Genomic DNA, 16029 nt, shown 5'->3' on the forward strand with positions numbered 1-16029 from the left:
CGACTCCGCTCAGTGATCAGCTGCTTTTAAATTTTATTTAACTCTAAGGAGTATTAATCTACACCATCTGGTGTAATCTTTTCGAATCCTTTAGGAGGGGTTAAGTTAAACATATCGTCTGCCACAACTTCTTTATCGATTCCTGTAGCTTCAGTGATGATAGTCATCATAGAACCCATTTGGTTTACTTTTATTTCCATGAATAGAGGAAAGCCTTTAACTTTTTCTCCAAACTTAGTCTTGTCTGTAGCGATTTTTAAAGCTTCGGTAGAAAAAAGAATCATATTCATGTTCACACCTTGCTCTTCCATACTCAATTTATAACCTTGACATTTATAGCCTAGAATTGTTTTGGTCTCATCGATTTTTTCAACCTTAACTTTATCAAAATCTTCTTCAGAAATATTATTAAGGTCTATTTCTGTATAGGATTTACCCATCATTGGATTATCCATTAATACGATTCCTTTTTTAGCATCATTATCAACGATAGTAACATTGCTTCCTGTCATTGCAGATGACACTTCGGTTCTAGACTTATTCCCTTTGAAATAAGTTACTGTACTCATTTCTCCAACCATTGCCAATTGTGCATTGACTTGTTCGTTGTCGCTAGACATAGTTTGCTTTAGTGTAACTTTTCCTTCGGTAATGTTTTCTTGTGCTACTGCTGTTAGCCCTAAGGTTAAGAACAATGCAAAAAATAGCTTTTTCATGTAATAATATTTAAAGTTTAAATTTCTAATAACCCGTTTGTCTTCTGAACTCCAGCAGCACTTTCTGCCATGTGCGCTTGTTCAGCATCGTTAAGTTCGATCTCAACGATTTTCTCTATTCCTCCTCTACCAAGAACAACAGGAACACCAATACAAAGATCTGATAATCCATATTCTCCATCTAATAATGCAGAACAAGGGAAAATCTTCTTTTGGTCACAAGCTATTGCCTGCACTAACCCGCTCACTGCAGCTCCTGGTGCATACCAAGCAGATGTTCCTAATAACTTTGTTAATGTAGCTCCACCTACTTTAGTATCTTCTTTTACTTGGTTTAAACGTTCATCCGAAATAAAAGCAGATACTGGCACAGAATTTCTTGTCGCCAAACGTGTTAAAGGCACCATGCCTTTGTCACTATGTCCTCCAATTACCATGCCATCTACATCGCTAATTGGTGCACTAAGGGCTTCTGCTAATCTATATTTGAAACGTGCAGAGTCTAATGCTCCTCCCATTCCTATGATTCTATGTTTTGGTAATCCAGTAGTTTTGTGTACCAAATATGTCATGGTATCCATTGGATTACTAACTACGATAATAATTGTATTTGGGGAATGTTCTATTAAACTTGAAGATACAGACTTCACAATACCAGCATTGATACCAATTAACTCTTCGCGTGTCATTCCTGGTTTTCTAGGAATTCCTGAAGTAATTACACAAATATCACTATTTGCAGTTTTAGAATAATCGCTAGTACTTCCTGTGATTTTAGTGTCAAATCCATTTAATGAAGCGGTTTGCATTAAATCCATGGCTTTACCTTCTGCATAACCTTCTTTAATGTCTAATAAAACTACTTCTGAAGCAAAATTCTTAATGGCAATATATTCAGCACAACTTGCACCTACTGCTCCTGCACCAACTACTGTAACTTTCATTTAAATATTATTTTTTAATGTTGAATAAAATAAAGAGTCGCAAAATTACGAATAATTAGCACCAATAAAAACGCTTGACGTAAAGATTATTACGGAAATGGCAATATTAAAAACTAAGAAGTTATTATCTGACTATCACCTTGATAGATTCATAGCCATGATAGGTATATAAAACAAGAAAATACGCACCAGGTGTTAGCGACGAAGTTTCCCATGAAATATGGTGATCTCCGCTGGATTTCATACCTCTACTAATCGTCTGGACTCGTTTCCCATTAATGTCATAAACACTCAATTCTGCAAAGGTGTTATTTACGAGATTGACCATGATATCTGTATTGCCTTCAACAGGAACTTTACCATCTATAGTTATGGTATGTCCTTTTGGCTGGTTGATTTCAAACTCTTCTATGCTTAGTGAAGCATCGGCATATCTATATACATTAGTTCCAGAGCTATACATTAGTGTATCATTTACTCTCTGAAAACGGTTAAAACTAGAACCCACACTTGGTTTATACTCCCAGGTTTGTCCTCCATCTAAAGTCTCGTAAAATAGCTGGTTAAAGCCACCAATCCAGCCTATATCTTCTGTGAGAAAGCCTATGCCTTGCATAGTTCCAGAGGTATTGGTGGTTACGACATTCTCTAAATTCCAGTTTTGTCCTCCATCTGTGGATTTATAATACTGAGGACTTGGTTCAAACTCTTCAATGGAGACATAAAACACATCGTCATTTAGCTGTTGAATCTTCCAGGCTCTCTGGTTATTGTGATTTGCTGTTGCTAATACATTCCAATTGGCACCACCATTTGTAGTTCCTAAAATGACTGCTCTCAATCCAGTTCCCTGCGCACTCTGACCAACAGCCCAGCCATTGTTTTCATCTTTAAAATAAACATCCACCAATCCATTGGCTAATGATGCCATACTCTGATACGTCCAATTATCTCCCTGATCTGTAGATTTCATAATGTACGCTTGTCCATAAAACACGCCTGTAATGAAGATGGTATTTTCGCTAGCAAAAGATATCCCACAAATTCCTAGTACATTAGCAGGAAAATTAGATGTAATGTCTTCCCAGTTTTGCCCTCCATCTGTGGTTCTAAGTAGCTGAGCAGTTGGGTTTCCATTAGCTAGAGTTCCGGCGACACCTACTTGATCATTATAAAACTCTACGCTTCTAAAGTATAAATCAGAATCATAAAATTGCTGAGTCCAGTTTTGTCCTCCATTTGTAGTCTTTAGTATTTGACCTCCTCCATCAACAACCCAACCTATATCTGGGTCTACAAAGTGCATATCTTCGAAACGCCAACTAAAGGTGTTAGCATTGAGCGTTTGCCATGATTGCGAATAGCCATTGAATGTTGATAAAAATGTAATTAAAACAATAAGCTTTCCTAAGATAAAAGGTCGTGGTGATTGAAGCGCTAACATAATTTTTTAGCTCAAAAGTATCGATCAAAAACCTTTAGAAATAGTAAAAAAACGAAATGCTAGTTTGCTACTAAATTCAAAATATCGCCATCTGGATTAATGGACTTCAGGAATTGTTTCGGGCTATAACCTGTAAACATTTTGAAATCTTTTATGCAATGCGACTGATCGTAAAACCCATGTGCTAAGGCTAACTGGGTAAGTGTATCTTCTTGATTTTGCTTCAGGTTGTCAATAATGTTATTAATTCTAATAATCTTGTTGTAATGATGTGGCGAAATACCGATTTCAGTTTTAAATCTTTGTTCAAGTCGACGTTTGCTGACATTTAGATTATTCAAATTTAAATCACTAGTATTATGATCAAAACGATTAAAAACGGTTTGTAGTGTTTCATTTTGATTTGTCGAGCAATGCTTCAATAAATACTTTTCTACAGCTTTTATTCGACTAGTCAAGGTTTTAGCATTGATTATCTTATCACTCAGTGTTTTTATTTGCTTCAGCTCTAAGCTTTCTAAGTCGACGCTTTGATCTGTAAGGTAGTGCATGTCTATCTTCCAAAATTGATTGACTGCCCAAGGATAAAATTTAACTCCAAAAACATGTATCGCTCCTTGAGAAATATCTAAATCGACATAGTTTTTTATTTGTCCAAAAACATGAAAACGATCTGTTGCAGCATTAGAATCTTTACCAGAAAAGTTGCATTGCCATGGCGTACCAAGGTGAAATACCCAGTCGACATAGCCATCTGGGACAAACCTATACTTGGAAACATTGAAGTCTTTCTCGGTCGTTTTTAACGTCCAATAATAGGCTATTATATTTTGAAAAGCTTCTGATGGATGGTATTGCTCAAACTTCATATGCTTTAAAGATAAATGAAATTGTTAAGCCTTTAAAATTTGAGATTACTTGAAAAAAACATAACTTAAACTCAATAATCACTGTAATGATTGTCGACCTCTATACGTATTTCAAGAATCATCCTAGATACAATAAGGTTATAGGAGATGATTACCTTATTGTAGAATATAAGTGTCCTATCAATTCTGAAGAGTTTCAGTTGTGGTCAGAAACTAACATGATCACCTACGTGATTAGCGGTAGAAAAGATTGGTATTCTTATGACAAAACTTATTCTATTGAAGGAGGCGATGCTTTATTTATACGAAAAGGTGTGTATTCAACGAAGCAGTATTTTGAAGTTGAATACTGTGTGATGCTCTTTTTTATTTCAGATAGTTTCATTCGAAAATTTATTATTGAACACGAATCAATGTTTGGTAATCATTCTACTGAACAAGAACATCCTCATATTTTTAAAATCAATACTACAGAATCCTTTCAATCCTTAGTGCTTTCGACCTTTAATTATTTACAACAAGAAGATATTCCAAAGGAACTAGTAGAATTAAAATTTAAAGAATTACTCTTCAACATATTATTAGACAAGCACAATGGTGAGTTGGTTAGTTACTTAAAAACGCTTAATTCTAATTCTAAGTCTGAATTGGAATTTTTAATGCTCAAAAATTTTCAGCATGACCTCCAGATTGAAGATTTTGCCAAACTTTGTGGTAAAAGCTTATCTGGATTCAAGAGAGACTTCAAAACTTTATTTAATGACAGTCCTGCCAATTGGTTAAAGCACAAAAGGTTGGAATATTCGCTCTCCTTATTAAAGAATTCTCAACTCAATGTCAATGAAGTTGCCTATGAGAGTGGCTTCAAAAATCCTTCGCATTACAATAAATTATTCAAACAGAAGTACAACAAAACACCTTTAGAGTACAGAAATTCTTAGAGATTTAAAGCTTTGGGCTTTTTAGAATATGTTTTGGGCTTTAGAGAAAATCCTAAGTAGGCTTATTGGCTGAATTTTGCTTCATAATCTTTAAATACAATTATTATGAAATCTTTTATTGCTTTATTCACATTGTTGTTCTTTAACATCACAATCGCTCAAGACTCTGTAGAATTAACTTCTTTTGATAGTCTAGACATTACTCTGACGGAAACAAATTCAGACTTTGAATATCCTTTCAAATCGCTTAACGACTCTAGAGTTGTAGAAAAACTTAGACACAAAGTAAATTCCATCAACATTAAGGATTTAAGTGTTTATAATGACAGTGAGCCGTCTTATTATAACATCTCTGTTGTTGAAGGTAGAAATAAAATCATTGCTAAATTTAATAGTGAAGGAGAGTTGCTAAGTACTAATGAAACTTATTTTGATATTCCTTTACCTCTAACAGTAAGACAAGAAGTAGCTCGAAAATTTCCTAATTGGGAAATCGTAAACACTAAACTTAAGTTCACTTTCGTGAAAAATAAAACTCCTAAGTCTGAGTATAGAGTTAGCGTGTCTTTGAATGGTGTCGATGCTTCTTTGGTAATCACACTTTAAAATTAGAGCATAAAAAAACCAGGATGCTTATCCTGGTTTTTTTATTGTATGATATTAATTGTTAATCTATATATCCCATTTCTCTCATCCAGTCGTTATTAAACATCTTACCTACGTAACGACTTCCGTGGTCATGGAATAACACAACCACTACATCATCTTTAGTGAAATGTTCTTTCAACTGTAAAAGACCTTTTATTGCTGCACCAGCACTATTTCCAAGAAACATACCTTCGTCCTTAGCAAGTTTTTGTGTATACACTGCCGCATCTTTGTCAGTAACCTTCATGAACCCATCTATAATACTGAAATCTACATTTTCAGGTAAGATATCTTCACCTATACCTTCGGTAACATATGGGTAAATCTCCTTTTCATCAAAGATTCCTGTCTCATGATATTTTTTGAAAACACTTCCGTAGGTGTCAATTCCCCAAACCTTAATATCTGGGTTCTGTTCCTTTAAATATTTACCAACTCCAGAAATTGTTCCGCCTGTACCAACACCAACGACAAAGTGAGTCACCTTACCATCTGTTTGCTTCCAAATTTCTGGCCCTGTGCTTTCGTAATGTGCTTTAGCATTACTTGGATTATCGTATTGGTTTACGTACCAAGAATTTGGAGTTTCTTCTCCCAATCGTTTTGATACTGAATAGTAACTTCTTGGATCATCTGGTTCAACGTCTGTAGGACATACAATAACCTCAGCGCCTACAGCTCTTAGAATATCCATTTTCTCTTTAGACTGCTTGTCGCTAATCACGAAGATACACTTATAACCTTTTACAATGGCTGCAAGTGCTAAGCCCATTCCTGTATTCCCCGAAGTTCCTTCGATAATTGTTCCTCCTGGCTTTAGCCTTCCGTCTGCTTCTGCATCTTCAATCATCTTGAGTGCCATTCTGTCCTTTACAGAGTTCCCAGGATTGAATGTTTCGTATTTAGCTAATACCAAACAAGGTAATTCTTCAGCAAGTTTATTGATTTTTACTAAAGGTGTATTACCAATGGTTTCGAGTATATTCTTTGCGTAATCCATAGTCTTATTTTGCGTTGCAAAAGTAATTAAATCTAAAAAAGAAAACACTCAAAATTCATAAAGAAAATTGAGTGTTTCAGTATTTGGGTCTCTAAGTTATAATCTATCTGAAGCTGAATGCAATACCTGCTGTCGCTGTATTATATTCTTGTAGTGTATAATCTGCAAAAATTTTGAAGAATCCTATGTTCAGTCTCGCTCCTAAAGTCGCTCTTGCACCACTAGCATCAAAGTCTAAATTGATTGGGTTTGTGATTGAATCACTAGCCGAACCAATAACGTTTCCGTTGCTGTCTTCCAAGTCATAGGTAAGGTTGTAAGTTCCTTTCATTTTAATGGTTGAGTTTCCACTGTTATATCCAAATCCACCATAAAGCGTTATGATTTTGAAATCTAAAGATGCTAATGCTTGAAGTGTCCAAGTATTCATTTTGAATTCTACTTCTCCATTAGTTACTGCAACATTGTCTAGAGCGTCTTCGTCTTCAATCTGGTATGTTACATTCATGGTTGTGAATGCAGCCAAAACTGAAATGTTTAAAGGTAATTTATCTAGTGGCCCTAAGTATTGCATGATATCATGTTGAAGCCCTAGTCCAACCAGGCCTGCATCTACATTATCATCAAAACTAATTTTGGGCACAAATCGAAGTTTCACATCGGTTTTGAAAGGTAATCCCAATCCTGCTTGTACCATAGGTGTCGGCACTGCATTTATAGGTAGATCGTCTGTAATTCCTCCAGGCATTTCAAAGGTTGCCACGTTGAAGGTTCCGTCTCCATTTGGGATTCTTACTTCAACATCTGTTGCTGTATCTTGGTCACTCATCACAGTAGGCAGCTGGGTTTCTCCGTTTGGTAATGAGATAAAAGAGTAGTCACTTGGAACAAATGCGAATAGTTCATCTTTACTTGGAACAAATGATGCATTTGCATTAATAGTAATATCAAAACCAAACTTCTTATGCGTCTTAGCGGTCGTATACCAACCACCATTCATGCTATACATTAATCCATTCATTACTGGGTTAATGTAATTCTCAGTAAGTTTACTAGCATCGTCTGCCGCTAGAATAATAGTTTCGAGTTCTTGGCTAAAAGACTGTCTTCCAACGAGTCCCAAAAGCAAAATAAGGAGTAACTTCTTCATAATTTTTGCAGGTTAATTTCGTTGTAAACATAGTAAAAAAATGAATTAAAATGCATTTTAACGATAAAAAATACACTTAATCGATATTAATATTAACACTATTGAAAGAAAATTCATAAAAAAAGCACCCTCGAAAGGGTGCTTTTTTCAAATCAATTTATAATGTCTAAGCATCAATGTTTGCATAGATTGCATTCTTTTCAATGAATTCTCTACGTGGTGGAACCTCATCTCCCATAAGCATTGAGAAGATACGATCTGCTTCTCCTCCATTATCAATATTTACTTGACGTAACGTTCTGAATTCTGGATTCATCGTTGTATCCCAAAGCTGCTCAGCATTCATCTCTCCAAGACCTTTGTAACGTTGTATGCTTGCGCTTCCTCCCATACTTTCTACAATACCATCGCGTTCTTCATCGTTCCATGCATATTGTTTTTTAGAACCTTTCTTCACTAAGTATAATGGTGGCGTCGCTATATATACGTGGCCATTTTCTATAAGTTCCTTCATGTATCTAAAGAAGAATGTCAAAATCAATGTTGCAATGTGACTACCATCAATATCGGCATCACACATAATCACAATCTTATGGTATCTTAATTTTGAAAGATTTAATGCCTTACTGTCTTCTTCTGTACCAATAGTAACACCAAGTGCTGTAAAAATGTTTTTGATCTCTTCATTTTCGAACACTTTGTGCTGCATGGCTTTTTCAACATTAAGGATTTTACCACGTAATGGTAAAATAGCTTGGAATGCTCTATCTCTACCTTGTTTTGCTGTACCACCTGCAGAATCTCCCTCTACTAAGAATACTTCACATTTAGCAGGATCTTGCTCTGAACAATCACTTAACTTTCCTGGCAAGCCTCCAATGCTCATCACTGTCTTACGCTGTACCATCTCACGTGCTTTTTGAGCAGCGTGACGTGCTTGAGCAGCTAAGATTACTTTTTGAACAATTGTCTTAGCATCGTCTGGGTGTTCTTCTAGGTAATCAGTTAGCATCTCAGACACAGCCTGACTTACTGAAGCTGATACTTCTCTGTTACCAAGTTTTGTTTTTGTTTGTCCTTCGAACTGAGGCTCTGCAACTTTTACAGATACAATAGCTGTTAATCCTTCGCGGAAATCATCTCCAGAAATATCGAACTTTAATTTGTCTAACATTCCTGAGTTGTCAGCATATTTCTTTAATGTATGTGTTAATCCACGACGGAAACCAGATAAGTGTGTTCCTCCTTCGTGTGTATTAATGTTGTTTACATAAGAATGTAGGTTTTCAGCATAAGAGGTATTATATACCATTGCCACTTCAACAGGAATTCCATTCTTTTCACCTTCAAAAGCAATAACGTCTTTCATTAATGGTTCTCTGTTTCCATCCAAGAACTTCACGAATTCAGGTAATCCATTTTCAGAGTGGAATGTTTCACCTTCAAAAGAGCCGTCTTCTTTTTTATGTCGTTTATCAATTAAATGAACTGTAATCCCTTTGTTAAGATATGCTAGCTCTCGCATACGACTCGCTAAGGTATCGTAGTTATATTCTAGCGTTTGCGTAAAAATCTGAGGATCTGGTTTAAAGGTTACAATTGTTCCTGTTTTATCAGAATCTCCTACAGTTTTTACAGGGTATTGTGTTTTTCCTCGCTCATATTCTTGCTCCCAAATTTTACCATCTCTATGTACTGTAGCTTTTAAGTGCTCTGATAATGCATTCACACAACTTACACCTACACCATGCAATCCACCAGATACTTTATACGAATCTTTATCGAACTTACCTCCTGCTCCAATCTTGGTCATTACAACTTCAAGTGCAGATACGCCTTCCTTTTTGTGCATTCCAACAGGGATTCCACGACCATCATCTTCAGTTGTTATGGAATTATCCTCATTAATCGTTACTGTAATATTATCACAGTGTCCTGCTAAGGCTTCATCTATAGAGTTATCGACAACTTCGTATACTAAATGGTGCAAACCACGAACACCTACATCTCCAATATACATGGAAGGACGCATACGTACGTGCTCCATTCCTTCTAGTGCTTGGATACTATCCGCGGAATACTGTTTTTTATTTTCTTCGCTCATCTATTTAGATTATTTTTTTAATTCTTGTTCTTACAAAAAAAAGACGCTTAGAAGCATCCTTTTTAGTTATATACAAAGATACGATTATAAAAACGCATTTTAAAGCGTTTTAAGCAATTTATCACATATTTATTAACAAAAATTAAAAAATAAAAAAACGGCTTAAAACGTCTAAAAAGCACTTTAAAATGAATTTCAACTGTTTTTTTTATTTCAGGCTGAAACGAAAAAATCAAAGACAGCTTAAAACGCTTTATTTGAACTTTCTAGTGATAGAATTTGAAATTTTATCCCACTTCCAAATTAAGAATGTGACAAATAAAAAGAACCCATTAAAAATGAAAATGAAGATGATGAATGGAGTCCAAGAATCAAATCTAGCTATGTTCTCGATATAAAAAATACTATCTCCTGAATTACTATTAATTATTAAATGTCTAGTCGCCCAGTTATTGCCCAAATGTAGTCCGATTGCAAGAAAAATGGTTTTAGATTTTAGCAAGGCTGTTGCAAACAATAGGTGGCCAACAGGAATTGATATCAAGAGTAAAATTAGCATTCCTTTATTGTTCAGTACGTTTTCATCTAATACATGAATCAACGTAAACAAAATTGAAAAAATAATATTGGCTACTACTACATTTGAAATCTCAATAGTTTTCTTGAATAGATAACCTCTAAATAATAGTTCTTCAGTAGCTACTTGAGGTAATATGTAGTAAAACGCCAAAAGAATAGTTGTTTGGTTTATAGATGTACTGACCTCAAATGTTTCTCCTAGGTATAAAGCTCTTAAGTACTTGGCACCAAAGAGAGCCAAAATTCCTATTAAAGTTCCCAGAGCAAATAAGGATATGTTTTTTAGATTAAAATTTAGCCCAATAGCTTTTAATGATCTTTTTTCGGTTTTATAAAGTATCCATGTAATTACAGATAAAAGGATGCATGGTAAATATGGGAAGTACTGCTTTAAAACTCCTCTGTTTATCATACCACTTACGAACAGTACTATTGCAAACAAAACAATTGCCAAAACATATCTTGATGCTATTGGGTATTTTTTCAGCAAAATCCTCATGGTTAATCGTTTTCTGGCTGTAGATACAATCTCGTCTTAAGCAATAGTTTCACACAAACTAAAGTCACTACAGGAGGAAATAATCCTTTAAACATTGTGAGGTAGAAATCGTTCCACCCAATCAAATCAACTTTTGACATCTGACTCATTATGAGTTCTCCATAAGGCTGCGCTTCAAAAAAACAGGACATGATTAAGTTGTATCCTAAATGGAATCCGAGAGGTAACATAATAGATTTTGTCTTATGAAAACTATATGCCCAGACATATCCTGTTAATCCGGTAATTAAGAAGACATATGCTAAAAGAATAATTCTTTCTCCAATAATTCCATAGGAGAACCAATGGTATGCTCCAAATACAATAGCAGATATAATAATGGCCTTTGTCGCTCCTATTCGTCTGATGAGGATATAGAGAATCGCTCCTCGAAATACTAAATCTTCCGTTAGTGCAGACCTCAGATGATATACAAAAGCATTAAAAACAGAAGTGTATTCAATAGCATTCAGCCTCCATTCTGCCTTTAAAATAATGGTTTCTATATAGATGTTAAGCAAGACAATGATGGTCATAATTAAAAATCCTATTATGAACTGACTTACTCTACTAACATTAGGAATAATACCTAATACGTCTATATTTTTTTTCTCAATAAAATGCAATAGCAGCCAAGAGACTACCATTATTACTAATAGTCCTAACATGTTTCTAAAAAAATTAAATGTGGTTTAAGCCCTAGGCTTTAAAAAAGGAATTGATAACGGATAACTACAAGTTTGCTTGCTTAATGCTGACGACAGATTTACAATACTCATTATTATCCCATATAGAAATACTGCTCCAGTAACAAAATAGTTGTATCCTGGAATTATGAAAAACAATAGTAAGGATACTATTATTAATAGATTTAATGTGCTATGAAAATTAACTACTGCTCTACCATGTGCATCATAGACTTTATTGTCTTCTGCTTTACTAATCCATACAAACAACGGGATGAGCACATTTGCGAATGGAATAAACAACCCAAAAAAGGGTGAGCCATGTATCATTAGCATCCATTTGCGCTTTACGGTTTCTTCCTTAGGATCATTGAGTACAATTAGATCTTCTACTTCGATATCTAATCCTACGGCCAATAATTTTATGGTTTGTAGATGTGGTTTTACCTCACCCTTTTCAATACGTTGAATTGTGCGTACACCAACAGTAGTTTTTTCTGAAAGTTCTTCTTGTGTATACCCTTTCAACTTTCGTTGATACACTAAATTTTCTTTAAGTGTTTGCTGTTTCATTTTGTAACATTTTGTTGGTACAAATCTAAAGGGTAATCGTGGTTTTTCTCACGCCATTTAAATGTCACCTATCTGTCATTTGCAGGTTTTGCAAGGGTTTCGAGATGATTTTCAACAAATATATCATTTTTGATTTGTAATTAGGCATAATAAAAAGACCAGCTGTTGCTGGTCTTTTAAAGAACTAAAAAAATAAAAAAAACTACATATCTATGATGTATATGCATCTTCATGGACCTTTGCAACTGCGCGTCCACTTGGATCGTTCATGTTTTTGAAAGCTTCGTCCCATTCTAAGGCAATCTTGGTACTGCAAGCGACACTTGGTTCTTGTGGTACGCTTTGCGCTGCTGCATCACTTGGGAAGTGCGATTCAAAAATGGTTCTGTAATAATATTCTTCTTTGTTTTGTGGTGTTTGAATTGGAAAACGGAAATGTGCATTCGCCATTTGCTCGTCACTGACTTCCTGCTCCACGATATCTTTAAGCGTATCGATCCAGCTGTAACCTACACCATCACTAAATTGTTCTTTCTGTCTCCATGCTACACTTTCTGGTAAATACTCTTCAAAGGCTTTTCTGATCACCCATTTTTCCATACGTTCTTCAGTAATCATTTTATCTTTTGGGTTGATGCGCATAGCAACATCCATGAATTCTTTATCTAAGAATGGCACACGTCCTTCGATTCCCCATGCTGCTAAACTTTTGTTTGCTCTTAAGCAATCGTACATATGTAACTTGCTCAACTTTCGAACTGTCTCATCATGAAACTCTTCGGCACTTGGTGCCTTGTGGAAGTATAAATATCCCCCAAACAGTTCATCTGCTCCTTCACCAGACAGTACCATTTTTATTCCCATTGATTTAATGACTCTAGCCATTAGGTACATTGGTGTACTCGCTCTTACTGTGGTAATATCATATGTTTCTAGCTGATAGATTACATCTTTAATGGCATCTAATCCTTCTTGAATGGTGAACTTAATTTCATGATGAACAGTACCAATATGATCCGCTACTTTTTGTGCTGCAGCTAAGTCTGGAGAGCCTTCTAATCCAACAGAAAAACTGTGCAATTGTGGCCACCATGCTTGTTCTTTATCATCTGCTTCGATACGCATCTGAGAATATTTTTTAGCGATTGCAGATGTTACTGAAGAGTCTAATCCACCTGATAATAATACACCATATGGCACATCACTCATCAGTTGCCTATGTACTGCATCTTCTAGTGCTTGCTGTAATTCTATAATGCTAGTTTCGTTATCTTTTACTGCTTCAAAATCGGCCCAATCTCTTTTGTACCATTGTACAAACTCACCATCTTTACTACTCAAATAATGTCCTGGAGGAAATAATTCAATCTTTGTACATACGCCTTCAAGTGCTTTTAATTCTGAAGCGACATAAAATGTTCCGAATTTATCCCAACCAATGTATAATGGAATAATTCCCATATGGTCTCTTGCAATCAAATATTCATCCTTTTCAACATCATAGATTGCGAAACCAAAAATTCCATTTAAGTCATCTAAAAAGTCAACGCCTTTTTCTTTATAAAGTGCAAGGATAACTTCACAATCGCTTTGGGTTTGGAACTGGTAAGTTCCTTCAAATTGAGAACGTAATTCTCTATGGTTGTATATTTCGCCATTAGCAGCCAGAATCAATTTTCTATCTTCAGAGAACAATGGTTGCTTCCCCGAGGCTGGATCAACAATCGCTAATCGCTCGTGAGCCATTACTGTTTTCTCATCAGAATATATCCCACTCCAATCTGGTCCACGGTGACGAATCTTTTTCGCCATCTCTAGTAGCTGTGGTCTTAATGTTTCACTCTTTTGTTTTAAATCAAACGCACATACAATTCCGCACATAATTTTTCTTTTATAGTTTTTAATTCTGATACAAATATGAATTTAAGCTTTCATAATAAAAACATAAATATCAATATTAGCTATAATTTGAAACTATAAAATTCACTTTTAATAATAATTAAAAGCCAATCAGTGTTTTAAGAAGACTTTAACTTCTAATCTGTAAACTATACTTTATCATTACGTCTACAACTTCTAGTTTAATCTTTCAATCACTAATATCAGACATTATGAAAATCTCAAAACTTTTATGGCTTTTTGCTTTAGCATTAGTAACGAGTTTTACTGTTGAAGCTCAAAATTTTGCTGGGCTAGATAAAAGCCCAATGGATGTTGCTGCCTATCCTAGCAGTTACAGAACATCGAATAAACTTATTAAAGTTATTTACAGCAGACCTCAACTAAAAGGACGCTCTTTAGACAAACTTGCTCCAAATGGAAAAGTATGGCGTACTGGTGCAAATGAAGCTGCTGAAATCATTTTTTATGCAGACATGAAGCTTGGTGGTAAAACTGTTAAAGCAGGAACTTACTCTTTATTTACTGTACCAGGAGAAAGAGAGTGGGAAATTATTTTGAGTAGCGACTTAAATGTTTGGGGAGCCTATTCTTATAATAAAGCTAATGATGTCGTAAGAGTAAAAGCGCCAATATCTAAAGGAGGAGAATCTCTTGAAGCATTCTCTATTGCTTTTGAAGAAGTAAAAGATGGTGTAACGATGCACCTAGGATGGGATACAACTAGAGTTGCCGTTCCCTTATCTAAATAGTAACTAATCTGTTCAAAATAATTACTTAGTAATTAGGCAGACAAAAGCCCTGAATTTTCAGGGCTTTTTATTGTTATGGTATATTTAAATACTTATGTGTTTGTAGTGAGACTTTCCATCTTGGGTTAGCCATAACATAATCCACAATTTGCGGCATCATCTTATCTCGCTTACTCCATTCGGGTTGTAGATAAAGAATACAATCTTCAGATACATGTGCTGCTTGTTCTTCAGCAAATCTAAAGTCGTCTTTATTATAGACGATTACCTTCAACTCATCTGCAACTTTATAGACTTCTTCCGTAGGTAACTTAGTTTTTTTTGGTGAAAGGCAAACCCAATCCCAATGACCAGATAAGGTATATGCTCCAGAGGTTTCGATATGTGTTTTAAGACCTTTTTCCTTGAGTAAACTCGTTAACGGATTCATGTCCCACATTAAAGGTTCTCCTCCAGTAATCACAATTGTGTTTGAGTACTGTGCTGCATCCTCAGCAATTTTTGTTGCTTCTGTCGGTGGATGTAATTCTGCCAACCAACTTTCTTTAACGTCGCACCAATGGCAACCTACATCACAGCCGCCAATCCTAGCAAAATATGCTGCAGTTCCCTTATGATAGCCTTCTCCCTGTATCGTATAGAACGCTTCCATTAAAGGAAGCAATTCTCCTTTATCTATTAATTCTTGTCGTTCTCTTCTTGTCATAAGCAGCAAAGATACTTTAAAAGACCAGAGCTCATACTATTTGGCAGCAATTACTTCTATCTCAATCTTAGCATTAGCAGCAAGACCTGCTGCTGCAAACGTAGTTCTGGCTGGTTTTTTTGTGAAATATTTTATGTATTCAGTATTGAACGCTTTAAAATCATTGATATCGCTTAGAATTACTGTACACTTTACAACATTGTCCAAAGAAAGGCTGTGGTGCTTTAACACAGCTTCTATATTTTCTATAGTTTGAATTGTTTCTGCTGCAATACCCCCTTCAACCAATTTTCCTGTACTATGGTCCTTTCCTATTTGTCCTGTCAAAAACAAAAAATCTTCAGTTTCAACAGCATCACTAAATGGTATACTTTGTCGACTCGGTTCATGAGATTTATGAAAAATAATTTCGGACTTTTCATTACAAGAAACTACTGTAAAGACAAGCAAACACAAAAGAAAACACTTAACTTTATTCAT

Annotated in this window: 16 protein-coding genes; 3 read left to right on the forward strand and 13 right to left on the reverse strand. The window is 35.2% G+C overall.

The genetic code is table 11. The features are described 5' to 3' along the window. Positions 1 to 53: 53 nt before the first annotated feature. The 4 genes from NCE97_RS13305 to NCE97_RS13320 form a co-directional block, all read right to left on the reverse strand. Positions 54 to 716 (reverse strand): DUF4412 domain-containing protein, encoded by a 663-nt coding sequence (locus tag NCE97_RS13305; protein WP_353779769.1) that lies wholly within the window; start codon positions 714 to 716, stop codon positions 54 to 56. Positions 717 to 733: 17 nt separating this feature from the next. Beyond that, entirely contained in the window at positions 734 to 1660 is a 927-nt protein-coding gene (gene mdh, locus NCE97_RS13310; protein ID WP_353779770.1) for a malate dehydrogenase, read from the reverse strand. 124 nt (positions 1661 to 1784) lie between these two features. After that, positions 1785 to 3104, reverse strand: coding sequence for a YCF48-related protein (locus tag NCE97_RS13315; RefSeq protein WP_353779771.1), 1320 nt, complete (start codon positions 3102 to 3104; stop codon positions 1785 to 1787). Positions 3105 to 3163: 59 nt separating this feature from the next. Continuing rightward, positions 3164 to 3973 (reverse strand): AraC family transcriptional regulator, encoded by an 810-nt coding sequence (locus NCE97_RS13320; RefSeq protein ID WP_353779772.1) that lies wholly within the window; start codon positions 3971 to 3973, stop codon positions 3164 to 3166. Positions 3974 to 4059: 86 nt separating this feature from the next. Between NCE97_RS13320 and NCE97_RS13325 the strand changes: the two genes are divergently transcribed. Both NCE97_RS13325 and NCE97_RS13330 read left to right on the forward strand, forming a co-directional pair. After that, on the forward strand, positions 4060 to 4914 hold the full coding sequence (locus NCE97_RS13325) for a helix-turn-helix domain-containing protein (RefSeq protein WP_353779773.1): 855 nt from the start codon (positions 4060 to 4062) through the stop codon (positions 4912 to 4914). A 105-nt stretch (positions 4915 to 5019) separates the two neighbouring features. Further along, complete coding sequence (locus NCE97_RS13330) at positions 5020 to 5520, forward strand: hypothetical protein (protein WP_353779774.1); 501 nt, start codon at positions 5020 to 5022, stop codon at positions 5518 to 5520. Between the two features lie 61 nt (positions 5521 to 5581). Here NCE97_RS13330 and NCE97_RS13335 read toward each other — a convergent pair whose 3' ends face one another. From NCE97_RS13335 to asnB, 7 genes are all read right to left on the reverse strand, one after another. After that, the gene (locus NCE97_RS13335; protein ID WP_353779775.1) at positions 5582 to 6562 is read right to left on the reverse strand and encodes a PLP-dependent cysteine synthase family protein; all 981 of its coding nucleotides are present in this window, start codon (positions 6560 to 6562) and stop codon (positions 5582 to 5584) included. Positions 6563 to 6665: 103 nt separating this feature from the next. Beyond that, positions 6666 to 7712, reverse strand: coding sequence for a DUF6588 family protein (locus tag NCE97_RS13340; RefSeq protein WP_353779776.1), 1047 nt, complete (start codon positions 7710 to 7712; stop codon positions 6666 to 6668). A 166-nt stretch (positions 7713 to 7878) separates the two neighbouring features. Then, positions 7879 to 9816 (reverse strand): DNA topoisomerase (ATP-hydrolyzing) subunit B, encoded by a 1938-nt coding sequence (gyrB, locus tag NCE97_RS13345; protein WP_353779777.1) that lies wholly within the window; start codon positions 9814 to 9816, stop codon positions 7879 to 7881. A gap of 253 nt (positions 9817 to 10069) precedes the next feature. Continuing rightward, a complete protein-coding gene (locus tag NCE97_RS13350; protein WP_353779778.1) occupies positions 10070 to 10885 on the reverse strand; it encodes a CPBP family intramembrane glutamic endopeptidase in 816 nt (271 codons plus the stop codon). 11 nt (positions 10886 to 10896) lie between these two features. Further along, positions 10897 to 11601, reverse strand: a complete 705-nt coding sequence (locus tag NCE97_RS13355; protein WP_353779779.1) for a CPBP family intramembrane glutamic endopeptidase — start codon at positions 11599 to 11601, stop codon at positions 10897 to 10899. A gap of 24 nt (positions 11602 to 11625) precedes the next feature. Beyond that, a complete protein-coding gene (locus tag NCE97_RS13360; protein WP_353779780.1) occupies positions 11626 to 12192 on the reverse strand; it encodes a magnetosome magnetite crystal formation protein family in 567 nt (188 codons plus the stop codon). A 210-nt stretch (positions 12193 to 12402) separates the two neighbouring features. Continuing rightward, a complete protein-coding gene (asnB, locus tag NCE97_RS13365; RefSeq protein ID WP_353779781.1) occupies positions 12403 to 14073 on the reverse strand; it encodes an asparagine synthase B in 1671 nt (556 codons plus the stop codon). 230 nt (positions 14074 to 14303) lie between these two features. Here asnB and NCE97_RS13370 point away from each other — a divergent pair, with 230 nt between their 5' ends. After that, the gene (locus NCE97_RS13370) at positions 14304 to 14843 is read left to right on the forward strand and encodes a DUF2911 domain-containing protein (RefSeq protein WP_353779782.1); all 540 of its coding nucleotides are present in this window, start codon (positions 14304 to 14306) and stop codon (positions 14841 to 14843) included. A 73-nt stretch (positions 14844 to 14916) separates the two neighbouring features. Here the strand turns inward: NCE97_RS13370 and NCE97_RS13375 are convergent, their stop codons facing one another. Together NCE97_RS13375 and NCE97_RS13380 are read right to left on the reverse strand one after the other, a co-directional pair. Beyond that, complete coding sequence (locus NCE97_RS13375) at positions 14917 to 15549, reverse strand: 7-carboxy-7-deazaguanine synthase QueE (protein ID WP_353779783.1); 633 nt, start codon at positions 15547 to 15549, stop codon at positions 14917 to 14919. A 36-nt stretch (positions 15550 to 15585) separates the two neighbouring features. Further along, positions 15586 to 16029, reverse strand: coding sequence for a Rid family detoxifying hydrolase (locus NCE97_RS13380; protein ID WP_353779784.1), 444 nt, complete (start codon positions 16027 to 16029; stop codon positions 15586 to 15588).

Origin of the sequence: Winogradskyella sp. 3972H.M.0a.05 (assembly GCF_040493455.1) — a bacterium.
In the GTDB taxonomy this organism is placed as follows: Bacteria; Bacteroidota; Bacteroidia; order Flavobacteriales; family Flavobacteriaceae; genus Microcosmobacter.

Coding starts and splice junctions, on each gene's coding strand:
- gyrB (WP_353779777.1), bottom strand. CDS start 9,816: ATGAGCGAAGAAAATAAAAAACAGTATTCCGCGGATAGTATCCAAGCA.
- asnB (WP_353779781.1), bottom strand. CDS start 14,073: ATGTGCGGAATTGTATGTGCGTTTGATTTAAAACAAAAGAGTGAAACA.
- NCE97_RS13330 (WP_353779774.1), top strand. CDS start 5,020: ATGAAATCTTTTATTGCTTTATTCACATTGTTGTTCTTTAACATCACA.
- NCE97_RS13335 (WP_353779775.1), bottom strand. CDS start 6,562: ATGGATTACGCAAAGAATATACTCGAAACCATTGGTAATACACCTTTA.
- NCE97_RS13375 (WP_353779783.1), bottom strand. CDS start 15,549: ATGACAAGAAGAGAACGACAAGAATTAATAGATAAAGGAGAATTGCTT.
- NCE97_RS13305 (WP_353779769.1), bottom strand. CDS start 716: ATGAAAAAGCTATTTTTTGCATTGTTCTTAACCTTAGGGCTAACAGCA.
- NCE97_RS13355 (WP_353779779.1), bottom strand. CDS start 11,601: ATGTTAGGACTATTAGTAATAATGGTAGTCTCTTGGCTGCTATTGCAT.
- mdh (WP_353779770.1), bottom strand. CDS start 1,660: ATGAAAGTTACAGTAGTTGGTGCAGGAGCAGTAGGTGCAAGTTGTGCT.
- NCE97_RS13325 (WP_353779773.1), top strand. CDS start 4,060: ATGATTGTCGACCTCTATACGTATTTCAAGAATCATCCTAGATACAAT.
- NCE97_RS13380 (WP_353779784.1), bottom strand. CDS start 16,029: ATGAATAAAGTTAAGTGTTTTCTTTTGTGTTTGCTTGTCTTTACAGTA.
- NCE97_RS13340 (WP_353779776.1), bottom strand. CDS start 7,712: ATGAAGAAGTTACTCCTTATTTTGCTTTTGGGACTCGTTGGAAGACAG.
- NCE97_RS13370 (WP_353779782.1), top strand. CDS start 14,304: ATGAAAATCTCAAAACTTTTATGGCTTTTTGCTTTAGCATTAGTAACG.
- NCE97_RS13320 (WP_353779772.1), bottom strand. CDS start 3,973: ATGAAGTTTGAGCAATACCATCCATCAGAAGCTTTTCAAAATATAATA.
- NCE97_RS13315 (WP_353779771.1), bottom strand. CDS start 3,104: ATGTTAGCGCTTCAATCACCACGACCTTTTATCTTAGGAAAGCTTATT.
- NCE97_RS13360 (WP_353779780.1), bottom strand. CDS start 12,192: ATGAAACAGCAAACACTTAAAGAAAATTTAGTGTATCAACGAAAGTTG.